This is a genomic window from Inquilinus limosus DSM 16000 (genome assembly GCF_000423185.1).
In the GTDB taxonomy this organism is placed as follows: Bacteria; Pseudomonadota; Alphaproteobacteria; order DSM-16000; family Inquilinaceae; genus Inquilinus; species Inquilinus limosus.
Window position 1 is genome coordinate 585,742 of sequence record NZ_AUHM01000001.1, and the last position, 12,083, is coordinate 597,824.

Annotated in this window: 13 protein-coding genes; 2 read left to right on the forward strand and 11 right to left on the reverse strand. The window is 65.2% G+C overall.

The window, feature by feature from the left end:
- Positions 1–149 precede the first annotated feature (149 nt).
- The 9 genes from pdxY to G537_RS42805 form a co-directional block, all read right to left on the reverse strand.
- The gene (pdxY, locus tag G537_RS0102895) at positions 150–1,007 is read right to left on the reverse strand and encodes a pyridoxal kinase PdxY (RefSeq protein ID WP_026868825.1); all 858 of its coding nucleotides are present in this window, start codon (positions 1,005–1,007) and stop codon (positions 150–152) included.
- Between the two features lie 151 nt (positions 1,008–1,158).
- Positions 1,159–2,541: an aminotransferase-like domain-containing protein gene (locus tag G537_RS36135; RefSeq protein ID WP_034850370.1), complete on the reverse strand. Its 1,383-nt coding sequence runs from the start codon at positions 2,539–2,541 to the stop codon at positions 1,159–1,161.
- A gap of 117 nt (positions 2,542–2,658) precedes the next feature.
- A complete protein-coding gene (locus G537_RS0102905) occupies positions 2,659–3,525 on the reverse strand; it encodes a DUF3618 domain-containing protein (protein WP_026868826.1) in 867 nt (288 codons plus the stop codon).
- The gene (locus tag G537_RS36140; protein ID WP_034850371.1) at positions 3,503–3,919 is read right to left on the reverse strand and encodes a phage holin family protein; all 417 of its coding nucleotides are present in this window, start codon (positions 3,917–3,919) and stop codon (positions 3,503–3,505) included. Before G537_RS36140 ends, G537_RS0102905 begins: the two co-directional genes overlap by 23 nt.
- Before the next feature lie 11 nt (positions 3,920–3,930).
- Positions 3,931–4,368 carry a hypothetical protein gene (locus G537_RS41845; RefSeq protein WP_051247734.1) on the reverse strand — a complete coding sequence of 146 codons (438 nt, stop codon included), beginning with the start codon at positions 4,366–4,368 and terminating at the stop codon, positions 3,931–3,933.
- Between the two features lie 160 nt (positions 4,369–4,528).
- Positions 4,529–4,699 carry a GntR family transcriptional regulator gene (locus G537_RS42795; RefSeq protein WP_081688531.1) on the reverse strand — a complete coding sequence of 57 codons (171 nt, stop codon included), beginning with the start codon at positions 4,697–4,699 and terminating at the stop codon, positions 4,529–4,531.
- A gap of 545 nt (positions 4,700–5,244) precedes the next feature.
- On the reverse strand, positions 5,245–6,663 hold the full coding sequence (locus G537_RS43460; RefSeq protein WP_155888472.1) for a prenyltransferase/squalene oxidase repeat-containing protein: 1,419 nt from the start codon (positions 6,661–6,663) through the stop codon (positions 5,245–5,247).
- Positions 6,664–6,779: 116 nt separating this feature from the next.
- The gene (locus G537_RS45580) at positions 6,780–7,661 is read right to left on the reverse strand and encodes a reverse transcriptase family protein (protein ID WP_211230265.1); all 882 of its coding nucleotides are present in this window, start codon (positions 7,659–7,661) and stop codon (positions 6,780–6,782) included.
- Positions 7,639–7,950, reverse strand: coding sequence for a helix-turn-helix transcriptional regulator (locus G537_RS42805; RefSeq protein ID WP_081688532.1), 312 nt, complete (start codon positions 7,948–7,950; stop codon positions 7,639–7,641). The genes G537_RS45580 and G537_RS42805 overlap by 23 nt, the downstream gene beginning before the upstream one ends.
- Positions 7,951–8,621: 671 nt before the next feature.
- Here G537_RS42805 and G537_RS0102930 point away from each other — a divergent pair.
- A complete protein-coding gene (locus G537_RS0102930) occupies positions 8,622–9,356 on the forward strand; it encodes a hypothetical protein (RefSeq protein WP_155888473.1) in 735 nt (244 codons plus the stop codon).
- A 316-nt stretch (positions 9,357–9,672) separates the two neighbouring features.
- Here the strand turns inward: G537_RS0102930 and G537_RS0102935 are convergent, their stop codons facing one another.
- Positions 9,673–10,701 carry an MBL fold metallo-hydrolase gene (locus G537_RS0102935; RefSeq protein ID WP_034850372.1) on the reverse strand — a complete coding sequence of 343 codons (1,029 nt, stop codon included), beginning with the start codon at positions 10,699–10,701 and terminating at the stop codon, positions 9,673–9,675.
- 148 nt (positions 10,702–10,849) lie between these two features.
- Here G537_RS0102935 and G537_RS0102940 point away from each other — a divergent pair, with 148 nt between their 5' ends.
- A complete protein-coding gene (locus tag G537_RS0102940; protein WP_026868829.1) occupies positions 10,850–11,227 on the forward strand; it encodes a cupin domain-containing protein in 378 nt (125 codons plus the stop codon).
- On the opposite strand, the gene hutC is transcribed toward G537_RS0102940, so the two are convergent.
- On the reverse strand, positions 11,224–11,979 hold the full coding sequence (gene hutC, locus G537_RS0102945; protein ID WP_034850373.1) for a histidine utilization transcriptional repressor HutC: 756 nt from the start codon (positions 11,977–11,979) through the stop codon (positions 11,224–11,226). The genes G537_RS0102940 and hutC overlap by 4 nt on opposite strands.
- Positions 11,980–12,083: the final 104 nt, after the last annotated feature.

Here is a 12,083-nt window from a genome sequence, read left to right on the forward strand (position 1 = left end):
ACTACACGAGCGGAGCGGCCTGTCGCGGGTGATGGCGGTCACTGTCGGGGAGAGCGGCCGGCCGACGCACGATGTAAATGAGTCCCCCCTCCCCTCGCGGGAGGGGGACAGGGGGAGGGGGTTCTCTCAGCTCGTGCTGACGCCCCGCCCTACCCCTCCACCGTCTTCACCTCGAACCCCTCCGGCGGGTTGGCGATGGCGGCCTGGGCGGCGACGATCTGGATCTCGCGCTGGCCGGAGGTGTGCGTCGCCTCCATCACCGCATAGACGGTGCCGGCGGTGCGGCCCAGCGCCACGGCCGGGTCGCCGGTGCGCAGCATATGCGCCAGGAACAGCGCCGCGGTGATGTCGCCCGACCCGTTGACGGTGATCGGCAGCCGCGGCGTCGCCACGATCCACGCCCCCTCCGGCGCCACCGCCAGCATCTCGATCACCCCTTCCGGCGCGTCGCTCCGGGTCAGGCTGGTGACCAGCACGATCTTCGGCCCGGTCGCCTGGACGACGCGGGCGGCGGCGAGCGCGTCGGCCAGGGTCGAGACCGGGCGGGCCGCCAGGTACTCCAGCTCGAACTGGTTCGGGGTGATGATGTCGGCCTGCGGCACGGCGCGGTCGCGCATGAACTCCGGCAGGCCGGGGCGGACGAAGAAGCCGCGGCCGACATCGCCCAGCACCGGGTCGCAGCAATAGATCGCCTTCGGGTTGGCGGCCTTCACCTTGGCCACGGCGTCGAGCACGAGATGGCCGAGCGAGACGTCGCCCATATAGCCCGACAGCACGGCGTCGCAGCCCGGCAGCACGCCGCGCTCCTCCACCCCGCGCAGCACTTCGGCGATCTGGTCGGCGGCCAACACCGGGCCGCGGAAGCTGCCGTAGCCGGTGTGGTTGGAGAAATGCACGGTCAGCACCGGCCAGACATCGATGCCCAGGCGCTGCAGCGGGAACACCGCGGCCGAGTTGCCGACATGGCCATAGGCGACGGAGGACTGGATCGACAGGATGGCGGTCACGGGGCGGCGTCTTTCCGGTTGGGGATGGCTAGGAATAGGCGAAGAGGCGGCTCGCAGCCACGTCATTGCGAGCGCAGCGAAGCAATCCAGGGCGGCTCGCTCCGGCCCCTGGATTGCTTCGTCGCTGTGCTCCTCGCAATGACGGCGTTCATCAAGCAGCAGCCAGGCTCAGATCCGGATCGCTACGCAGCAGCTCGACGAGCGCGCGCAGCCCGCGCTCCAGCTCCTCGGCGTCGGAGGCGGCGGTCAGGGTGATGCGCATGGCGTGCGGCGTCTCCGCCCGTCCGGGCACGAACAGCTCGGTCGAGGTCATGGCCAGGCCCCGCTGCCGCGCCGCCGCCACCACATCCTGCGCCCGCCACGGCTCCGGCAGCTCCAGCCAGATGTGGAAGCAGCCGGGCTTCGTATGCCAGGTCAGCCCGTCCAGCGCCCGCGCAGCCACGGCCTGGCGGGCCTTGGTCTCGCGCCGGATGCGGTCGGCCAGGACGTCGCAGGTGCCGTCCTCGATCCAGTCCGCCGCGATCTGCCCCATCACCGGCGGCGCCATCCAGTTGGTGGCGCGGGCGGCGGAACTGAAGCGCCCGATGCGGTCGGACGGCATGGCGGCGAAGCCGATGCGCAGCGACGGCGCCATGCTCTTCGACACCGCGGTGATGTAGATGCTGCGCTCGGGCGCGAAGCTGGCCAGCGCCGGCGGCGGGTCCTCGGCGACATAGCCGTAGATGTCGTCCTCGACGATGGTGATGCCGAGGTCGCGGCACAGCTCGGCGATCTCGCGCCGCCGCCCCTCCGACATCGTCTTGGTGGTCGGGTTGTGCAGCGTCGGCGTGGTGTAGAGCAGGCGCGCGCCCGAGGCGCGGGCCGCGGCCTCCAGCGCCTCCGGCGTCATCCCCTCCTCGTCCATGGCGACGGGGCGCAGCGACAGGCGCAGCAGGCTGGCCAGGGCGCGGACGCCGGACCAGGTCAGCTCCTCGACCAGGATCGGGTCGCCGGGGTCGCTGAACGCCATCAGCGCGGCGGTGATGCCGTGCTCGGCGCCGCTGGTGACCAGCACGCGTTCGGGCCCGACCTCGATGCCGCGGCGGCGGATCCACTGGGCGCCGGCGGCGCGGTGCTCCCACCGCCCGGTATGGGCCTGGTAGTTGATCAGCTCCGGCAGGGCGTTGGAGCCGGCGATGCGGCGCATGGCCTCGGCGAATTCCGGGGCGATGACATGGGTCGGCGGCCGGTTGACGCCGAGCTCGATGGTCTGCGGCCCGCCGACGGCGGGCATGTCGAGCGTGGCCTGGGACCGGGCGCCGGCCTTGACGAAGCTGCCGCGCCCGACCTCGCCGGCGACGAGGCCGCGGCGCTCGGCCTCGGCATAGGCGCGGCTGACGGTGCCGACGGTGACGCCGAGCCGCCAGGCGAGGTCGCGATGGGTGGGCAGCCGCTCGCCGACCTTGAGGCGCCCGGCATAGACGTCCTCGGCGATGGCGTCGGCAATGCGGAGATATTTCGGCCCCGAGCGGTCGACCAGCGACGGCATCCACATGGCGGCCTCCTCCTTGGCGCGATTGTCTCGATCCACATCACAGCACGATCGGGACAATCAGGCCAGAAGAGGCTGGCTACGACGAGGACATGACAGGATTGTCGAGAGGCGTGACCGTCAGGCCCCGCCCGACGACGGGTCGCGCGGGGGCACGACATTCCCGCGTTCGAGGGCGGCGACCGCCTCGTCCGTGACGCCCTCGCCCGTCAGTCCCAGGCGTTCCGCCTCGGCGCCGGCTTCCTTGACGGCATGCTCGGCAACCTGGTCGGCCTTGTCCAGCTGCCGCAGGGCGAAATCCTCAGCCTCCTGCTTCAGCTTGTCCTTGCTGCTGCCGACCGTGCGGTTCTCGATCTCCGTTTCAGGCAGCATGGCGCCGAGTGCGGCCCCGATCGCAATGCCGAGTCCGGCCAGGACCAGCGGCTCGTCGCGGCACAGCTGCCGGAAGCTCTGGGTGACCGACGCCATCCGGTGTCCGACGGCAGCGGCGGAACCGCCGACGGCCGAGGCGCCGCGGCTGGCCCGGCTTGCGATGCCCTCGTAAGCCGACGACACGCCGCCGCCGATCGTGGAGCCCGCGGCCTCGACCGCCGTCCCGACGCGCTGGCCGAGATCGCTGGCCTTGTCGCCTGGTCGCGACGCCATCTCCGTGATTCCGGCGCCGCCCCCGGCCGTGTCCTCCTCGGTGTCCGTGCGCGCCCCCACGGCGGCGCCCGACTCTGACGGCTCCCTGGCCTCGGCGCGGCCGGTTCCGGCGAGCATCAGCCAAGCAAGCCCGGTCCCGACAAGGGCCAAGGGCAACGGGTTGTCCACGGCCTGGCGCTTGAGGTTTCCGACGAAGGCGGCACCCGTCGAATCCCGCGTATAACCCATCACCTCGTCGAGGACATGGCCCGGCGTCATCCGCGTGCGAAGCTCCGCCAGCGAGTCGCTCAGCGCGGCCCGGTATTGCTCGCTTTCGCGCTCAAGCTGCTCTGTGTGCGTCATGGCTCGTCTCCTGCCTCACCACGGCCGCGTCACGCTGCAGCTGGTGAATTGTCCTGTCGGGAACCAGGCTCGCGGCTCTCAGCCGGCCCATGCCGACCAAAAGCAGGATCAGCCCGATGATCAGCGCAGCGCCGCCGACGATGAGCGCCGCCGCCCACGCCGTCAGCCCGGAGTTCATCAAGGCGACGACGGCAGCCTCGAGCAATACCACCAAGCCGGGAATGATCAGGACCGCACCGATGGCCGTCAGGGCGATGCCGGCCCCGACGCGGCCGATATTTTCCGAGATTTCCGCGCGCGCGAGGCGGCTTTCTGCGCGAACCAGGTTGCTGAGTTGGATGACGACGTCGGTGATGACCTCGGAGACCGGGCGATGGAACCGTGCGACCGCCATGGCTTCTCTCCTTAGGGGATGGGCTTCGCCGAGCTTTTCAGGAAGCGTGACAGCGTCAGGCCGGCGAGCAGCGCGGCCCCGAAAAAGAGGGCCGGCCTGCTGCGGGCGAACCGGTCCGCGCTCTCGAACAGTTCATCGACGCTTCGCTGCCGCAATGCGGAGGCCGTGTTCGACATGCGTTCAGCGCCGTCCCGAATCACATCCGCCACCGCGGGGCTCTGGCCTTCCAGATCGTCGGCGGCCGAGCGCATGGCCCGGCTTGTCGCATCGATGATATCGGCCCCGGCCTGCTTCTGGCGTCCGGCGACGTCCCGGACGGTTCGCCTGATCGCATCACCGGTCTTGCCAAGGCTGCCGGCGGGTGCGGCCGTGGTCGGGGAGGCGGTTGGCTCTTCCGCCTCGAATGTGGTTCTCGTGGAATCGCCGGCGTCTTCGGACTGCGGGTCCATGGCTGTGCCTCCCAGTGGCGCCTTATTGCACGCGTCGCCGAGGCGCCGATTCGGCAGACGCTGCTTCGAGAGTACGGAGACAACGAGGGTTTCCGATCTCCGGTTCCGGCACGGCTCCGCCCGGCCTTCCCTCGGCAGGAACGGTGCTGTCGGCGGCGGCTTAGGCGCGGCTGACGGTGCCGACGGTGACGCCGAGCCGCCAGGCGAGGTCGCGATGGGTGGGCAGCCGCTCGCCGACCTTCAGCCGCCCGGCATGGACGCCCTCGGTGATGGCGTCGGCGATGCGGAGATATTTCGGCCCCGAGCGGTCGACCAGCGACGGCATCCACATGGCGGCCCTCCTCCTCGGTGCGCCCTCATTGGCGCGATTGTGTCCCGATTGTCTCGATCCGCATCAGAGCATGATTGGGACAATCGGGACAAGGCAGCTTGGCAATCAGCCGCATCAGATAGCCGGCGCCCATCTCCGAGTTCGAACTCGAACAGGCCACTTGGCCGCTGCTACCGTCGCGACGCAGATCGCGGCGGGGCGACCTTCACCAGCGCGCTCAAAATAATACATCGTGGTCTGGAATTGAACGGGCCCAATTTTCGCGAACTATCACTGCAACAGATCAAGATTCACCAACTCAGATCCATATTTCTCAATAAATCCTTGAACAGCTTTAAGACCGTGATTAAGCTCTTCATCACTTATTTCCTGAGCACGATGGATTATCCCATCACGCTTTCCGATGAATCCACTCAGTTGATCACGATAGGATAGGCGATATCTCTCTTGCAGCTTCCCAGTATCTCGGAGAGCGCTTTGCAACGAGTTGAGTGCCTCTCGAGGCCCCAAAGTCTCAACGCCATTTTCCTTATACGCCGAGAGGCCTAGTTCAGGATGCCGCTCGAATAGCCCATATAGGAACATCTCCATAGCATGGACTGCGGCGATTGCGGCCAAGCGCCTGTTGTTGGCGCCTCCTTCGTAACGGAGCTCCTCAGCCTTTCGGTAAAAATCACGAGCCATGAGGAAGAATCCCTCCATCTGTGGCAGCATAGCTCCTCGCTCGTTAAATAGTCAAGCACGGCCACAGTGGTATCTTGATCACTCCACCCCGAGGATATCCACTTTCCAGATCGATGCTGATGCTGCTCTAGCCACTCCTCTCCGGCTTGCAGGACATGATTTAGCTCCGCCGCCAGTCCAGATCTCCTAACTGCTTCAAGCATAAATCTCGTTGCGATAACGTCTCCTGCATCTTCCGAATGGGTCCGCACTATTGAGCCATCTTCATTGCGAGCGGAACACAAATAAATCACAGCCTGCCGCGTTCCATCTCGCTGCTTGTCATCTCCCAATCTCTGAAGAGCTACAGTCGCCATCGCGGTAGCGCGAATAGCAAGACCTCCGTCGCGGTCCTGCCAGTATCCGCCGGGTCGTGTCTGTTTCTGTGCCAGCCGGCTCAAAAGCTTATTGATCCCTGATCGGAGATGAATGGACAGCCTTTGGCTTCTTCCACATTTCCACAAGGTCTCCGAGAGTTCTTCTGGGGAACTCTCGTGCTCGCTCAGGGCTGTCAGATGGCTGACCCTTGCCTCGCAAGCGGCGATTGCTTGATCAAGCAGCACTGCTTCAGTGGGGCTGCCGTAAAGGTCAAGGAACCAAGCGCAGGAAAGAGGGTTATCGTTCAGCCAAAGCTCAGGATCTGTCGCCAATGCCTCTTCCAGAGCCTGTCGCCCTGCCTGTTTTCTCGGCAGAACACCAAGATGAGGATATGCCTCAAACGTCGGTGCCGTTTGTCGACTGACACGCAAGAATGCGGCCGCCTTTTCGAGGCTGCCGGGCAGGTCTTCGAACTCTTCGCGGGCAGCCTCTAACTCAGAGGGCGAGCCATTGCTCAGCGCATTGACATAGTCGTCCACGATAGTCGCAGGCGACCTGTGCGGGATCTCCGGTGTCGCCTGAGCTAGTAGCTCTTCGGGAATCTCACCATCTTTGATGGCCCAATGAGTTCTAGTGAACTCAAAACGATGCATGCCAAGGCGCTCTGAAACCTCCTGAATAGTGTCGCGACGGAGATAACCCCGCTCAGCATGCGGCTCGAACTCGAAGCTGAGTCTACCTCCCTCTCGTCGGAGGTTGGTGATCCGCCCATGCCGGACCACCTTTGGGTTGGGGCCTGCAACGCCGGTTTCATACATCAACAGGGTTGGAACCAACTCCAGGGGCTTCAAGCTTTCTGGCTTTGCAAGTGAAACGACCTCGGCCTCACTTCCGCTGTATTCGGTAAATCGGCCGATATCCATCGAGCATGACCGGCCCTCCCAGGCCTCTCCGTCAGCTGATACTAATAGGTTAAACATGAGAATTAGCCTCGGCGATTGCGTGCGCGCCATATAACGAGCCAGGTACCACCCTCAGCTCAACCATGTCTCGCTACTTGATTAATCTGGCCTTCCAAGCCGGATATCTGGGTTGCAATATGCGACTTCTGATCTTGATCACCGGAATCGAGGAACTCTCTCCTTGCCCTGTATAGCTTGGCGAGTTGCCGATTTGGAACGAGAAGCCTGCCATTCCGTACTATCACCCCTGTAACTTCGGCAGGCCGATCAACATAGATTTTTTCTTTATGATATTGTAAACCATGGCGATGTATGAGTTTCTTTATTTTCCAAATAGCGGCTGCGCTCAAGGTGGGCCCCGATATCGTCACGTCATCAATATAGACCGTAAGCGTGTAGCCGTTCTTCGAGCAGATGTCGGCTATCGACTGCCACAGATCATAGTGTGCAAAATATGCCATTATCGGACTTAGTGGGCTGCCGGTCGGTAGGTATCCATTATATGTTGCGAGGCGAGCTAACATCGCGGCGACGTCCGGCGAACAAAGCATGACATCATGAAAAAACCAGTACACTTTCCGACTTGATGTGCTTGGAAAATACTTCCTAACGTCTAAGCATCGTATAATTCTGTTATTGCGATGTTGATCAGCATTCGTTACATAGCATCGTCCCTTTACCGGACAAAATAGGTAATTTGGAGGAGCGATCCTCGAAAGTAGAGTAGCGACTCGCGTTTGAAGTAACTTTAAATTTTTACGCGGATTTTCAACTATTCGCGTTCCGCCGCTCTTTTTTTCTGTCTCGAACGTATTATAACTGAAATCTATTTTCTTCAGTGTCGCATTTAAATCGGCTAACGAAATGCGGAGGACCTCGGCGAGCTTTCGCCGAGATCGTAATTTAAAAAAAGGCGATTGATTGAGCTGATATTGCTTAGGTCGCATCGTCGTGTGCATGGCTAGATCGCTCTTCAAGGAATCTCATTAGAGCTATTATCTTCGACGCAACAACATTTCTAGCTTGATTAAAGCCACATCCTTTGTCCATGCTCTCCGAAAAGAACATTATAGAAGATGCAGGAATAGCGAACACTGAGGAATACTTGGAAAGTAACTCCAATGTTGGAATCTTATGCCCCTTCTCAATTTCAGAGAGGTAGGATTTTGAGATGCCGAGCTTCTCGGCGGTTTCCGACTGCTTCATGTCATGAAAGACGCGTATCAACCGGAGAGCTTCGTTGATCATCGATTCCTCCGTCTAGTACAAGACAGGGCGGCGGGTTAATGCCTGAAGACCCGTACCAGTTCGATCGCCAGCTGGACCAACTTGGCCAGCAGAGGCGCCAACCTGATGAGGGCCTTCACGGTCTGGGGTCGGATCAGAGCATCTGCCCATCTCCGACGACGACGCGGCTTGGCCCGCCGCTGTTCCCGGTCGAACTCGCCCAACGTTTCCATTGGACTATCTCCTTCTCCACCAACCAAGCGGGATTGCTTGGCTGCCATCGGGGCAAAGAAGGTAGGGGCCGGGAACAATTTACCCTGCTTGTACGGGCGCGCGCCGCCATCGGCGCGCGCCCGCCCGTCCGTCACGCCTCGTGCCGGCCGGAAGGTAGAAGGCTTACGCCCTCCGCGGAGCTCATTGAGCCCCAGTGTGTGATGGCTTATCCCCCGAACAGTTCGACGATAGAATCCTAGCGCACCGAAGCCGCGAGATCAAGAAGAAAGTTCGCTATTAGCGAACGACCGTCGCGCTGACGGTTGGTGCCACCGCAACGCACGGATAAAGTCGTCATAGCACCAAGGCACACTCGGGATAACACTCGCTTGTAGCTATCGGCGATACGCCTGGCCGCCGAGAACCGCAGATTTTCTGAGTTTCTGGTGCTGCACTAGACTTAATCCACGATTCTGTTCATGATATGTTCCATGGACATGGCGCAGACCGATGGCGAGGCGGGCGAGAGCCGGCCCTCCGATCCCGACCTGAACTGGACGGGATGGGCGCTGGACAAGCTGCGCGAGGTGGTCGAGATCGACATCCGCTGCAAGCGGCTGACCGAGCGGCAGCAGCAGGCGACGCTGGCGGGGCCGACGGAGCCGCCCGATTTCCCGCTGATGCAGTCGCGCCTGTCCCGCTCGATCCGGCTGTCGATCGCGATGGCCGAGCGGATCCGCGGCGATTACTTGCACCGCCGGGCCGAGGCCGAGGAGTCGGGGGCACTGGAGCGCCGCCGCCGGCGGCGGGAGCAGGCCGTCAAGGCCGTGGTCGAGGCGGTCGCGGCCGCCGAGGCCGCGGACCTCGCCGGGGCCGGCGAGGCCATCGATCCCGAGAAGACCGAACGCCTGCGGGAGGAGGTTTGGGAGCGGCTGACCGAGGACGAGGTGCTGGACGTCCGGATCGACACCCTGTCGGCGGGCGAGTTCGTGCGGGAGGTCTGTCGCTGGCTCGGCCGCCGGCTGGACCCGAGCCGTCTGCCGCAGGGCTGGGACGATGTCGCTGGGGCCAACGACAACGCTTCCGGCCTGCCGATGGAGCCCGCCGGGGCCGCAACCGCCGATCATGGGCCCGCGGAGGAATCGCCGCGGACGCCGGACGAGCTCGATTCCGGCCGGCCCGTACCGCGGCCGTCGAAGCCGGACAGCAGCTGAGCGCCGTTCATCGCCGAGACCGGCTGTCCCGACTATGAAACCGTCATTGCGAGCCCCGACGGGGGCGTGGCAATCCAGGCGGCACCGGCTTCTGGATCGCCACGGCGCTGCGTGCCTCGCGATGACGGTTGTGTTGGGTGGGAGACGTGTCGAGGCCTGCTCTCGCCCCCTCACCCGAAATCGCTGCGCGATTCGACCTCTCCCCAAGGAGAGGTGTGGGGCGACCGTCGCTCCATCCCCTCTCCTCGGGGAGAGGGAGGGGCCCGGCGCCGGAGGCGACGGGAGGGTGAGGGGGAGAGCGGTCAGCCCTTCCGACTCAGCGCCGATACTTCCACACCCCGTCCGCCCCCGTCTCCCGCGCCAGCTCGCCGGACGCGACCAGGTGGTTCAGATGCGCCGTCGCCTCGCCCACCGCGAACATCAGCTGCTGCCGGTCCAGCTCGCGCCGGAACAGCGCCGCCATCAGATCCGCCACCGTCGCTGGCCGGCGGCACACCTCGCGGGTCAGGGCCAACCGCTCCGCGTGATGCGCCTTCAGCCAGTCGATCCGCTCGCCCAGGCCGAAGAAGGGCAGGCCGTGCGAGGGCAGCACCAGCGTCTCCGCCGGCAGCTGCCGCAGCACCGCGAGGCTGCGCAGGAAGTCCGAGAGCGGGTCGGCCTCGGGCTCCGACGGCCAGACCGAGACGTTCGGGCTGATCTTCGGCAGCACCTGGTCGGCCGAGATCAGGATGCCGCGTCCGGCATCGTACAGGCAGGCCATCTCGCTGGAATGGCCCTCACCCACGATCACCCGCCAGCCCGTGCCGCCGACCGTCAGCGTGTCGCCGTCGCGGATACGGCGGGCGGCGACCGGCAGGGGCGAGACGCCGCGGCGATAGACGTTGCCGCGCGACTCCACCGCCTCCGCCGCCTCGGGCGGCAGGCCGGCGGCGCGGTAGAAGGCGGCATGCGCGGCCGCCACCTCGGGCCGGTCGTCCGACCAGGTGGCGCGGGCCGAGGCGTATTCCGACAGCGTCATCGCCAGTGGCGCGCCGAAGCGTTCGCACAGCCAGCCGGCCAGGCCGATATGGTCCGGATGCATGTGGGTCGCCAGCACCCGCCGGATCGGCCGGCCCTTCAGTGGCCCGGCCAGGAGGGTTTCCCAGATCTCGCGCGAGGCGGGGTTGCCGATGCCGGTGTCGACCAGCGTCCAGCCGTCGGCCTCGTCCTGCAGCAGCCACAGGTTGACGTGGTTCAGCGCCATCGGCAGCGGGAAGCGCAGCCACAACAGGCCGGGCGCCACCTCCACCGGCACTCCGGGCTCGGGCGCCGTGGGGTGGGGATAGGTGAGGATCGGTGCGTCCATGGCACGCATCCTCGCGATGTCGGGCGGCGCCGCCAAGCGATTGTTGCGCAGGGAAGGGCTGCGCCCCCTCTCCCGCGCACGCCGGTACAAGATCCGCGGCGCCGGCCGGGCCATCTCTGCGGCGATCCCATCGAGAGGAGCTTCCGCGATGCCTGCCCCTGCCCCGAAGGCGCCGATCAACCTGGCGCAGAAGTTCAGCCTGTTCACCGACCAGTGGCAGCCGCGCGTGGTCGCCGAGATGAACGATCTGCAGTTCAAGATCGTCCGTCTCGAGGGCGACTTCATCTGGCACCGCCACCCGGAGACGGACGAGGCCTTCCTGGTGCTGGAGGGCGAGCTCCGCATCGACTTCCGCGACGGCGCGGTGACGCTGGGCCCGGGCGAGATGGCCGTGGTGCCGAAGGGCGTCGAGCACAAGCCCTTCGCCGCGCGCGAGGTGAAGCTGATGCTGATCGAGCCCCGCGGCATCCTCAACACCGGCCACGAGGGCGGCGAGCGTACGGCGCAGAACGACGTGTGGGTCTAGGGCACCGCGAGGCCCGGCCGGCTGGTGAACCGCCCGCCGATGCGGTAGCGCGAGCCGGGGAACAGCAGGCGGGCGACGCTGACCAGGCGGCCCGCCGACCAGGTGCGGCGATGCACCAGCAGGCAGGGCTCATGCCGGCCGATCCTCAGATGCTCGCGCTCCCAGGGCTCGGCCAGCACCGCCTCGACCACATGCTCGCCCTCCGACAGCGGCGCCTGCTGCATCAGGTAGTCGTGCGGCGTGATCCGGGTGAAGTCCTGCGCCAGGTAGTGCGGCGCGGTCTCCAGCCGGACGAAGCGGTCCTCCAGCAGGATCGGTACGTCGTCCTCGTGATGGATCAGCACCGAATGGGCGACGGCGGCGCCCTCCGGCACCTCCAGCCGCGCCGCCGCCTCGCCCGTCAGCGCCTCCGCCCGCAGCAGCATCACCGCGGCGCTGTGGGCATGGCCGCGGGCGCGCACGTCGTCGGCGATGCTGCGGATCTCCATCAGCGGCGCCTCGGGCTTGGCCCCGGCGACGAAGGTGCCGACGCCTTGCACCCGCACCAGCACCCCGGCCTCGGTCAGCTCGCGCAGCGCCCGGTGGATCGTCATCCGGCTGATGCCGAGCGAGCGCACCAGCTCGTTCTCCGACGGCACCCGCCCGTTCGCCGGCCACTCCCCAGTCTCGACGAAGCGCAGGATCATCGCCTTCACGCGGCGGTACAGCGGCAGCGGTTCGCCGAGCGTCAGTGTCAGCGGCTGGGGATCCATCACGGTTTCGCGGCGTCCTCTCCGGCCCTTGTCGGCCTGTCACAGCTTGTCTATACAACCCTATACCAGTTCAGCCCAAGACCAAACAAACCAGGAGGCTTGCC

Coding starts and splice junctions, on each gene's coding strand:
- G537_RS36135 (WP_034850370.1), bottom strand. CDS start 2,541: ATGTGGATGCCGTCGCTGGTCGACCGCTCGGGGCCGAAATATCTCCGC.
- G537_RS0102905 (WP_026868826.1), bottom strand. CDS start 3,525: ATGACGCACACAGAGCAGCTTGAGCGCGAAAGCGAGCAATACCGGGCC.
- G537_RS36140 (WP_034850371.1), bottom strand. CDS start 3,919: ATGGCGGTCGCACGGTTCCATCGCCCGGTCTCCGAGGTCATCACCGAC.
- G537_RS41845 (WP_051247734.1), bottom strand. CDS start 4,368: ATGGACCCGCAGTCCGAAGACGCCGGCGATTCCACGAGAACCACATTC.
- G537_RS42795 (WP_081688531.1), bottom strand. CDS start 4,699: ATGTGGATGCCGTCGCTGGTCGACCGCTCGGGGCCGAAATATCTCCGC.
- G537_RS43460 (WP_155888472.1), bottom strand. CDS start 6,663: ATGGATATCGGCCGATTTACCGAATACAGCGGAAGTGAGGCCGAGGTC.
- G537_RS45580 (WP_211230265.1), bottom strand. CDS start 7,661: ATGCACACGACGATGCGACCTAAGCAATATCAGCTCAATCAATCGCCT.
- G537_RS42805 (WP_081688532.1), bottom strand. CDS start 7,950: ATGATCAACGAAGCTCTCCGGTTGATACGCGTCTTTCATGACATGAAG.
- G537_RS0102930 (WP_155888473.1), top strand. CDS start 8,622: ATGATATGTTCCATGGACATGGCGCAGACCGATGGCGAGGCGGGCGAG.
- G537_RS0102935 (WP_034850372.1), bottom strand. CDS start 10,701: ATGGACGCACCGATCCTCACCTATCCCCACCCCACGGCGCCCGAGCCC.
- G537_RS0102940 (WP_026868829.1), top strand. CDS start 10,850: ATGCCTGCCCCTGCCCCGAAGGCGCCGATCAACCTGGCGCAGAAGTTC.
- hutC (WP_034850373.1), bottom strand. CDS start 11,979: ATGGATCCCCAGCCGCTGACACTGACGCTCGGCGAACCGCTGCCGCTG.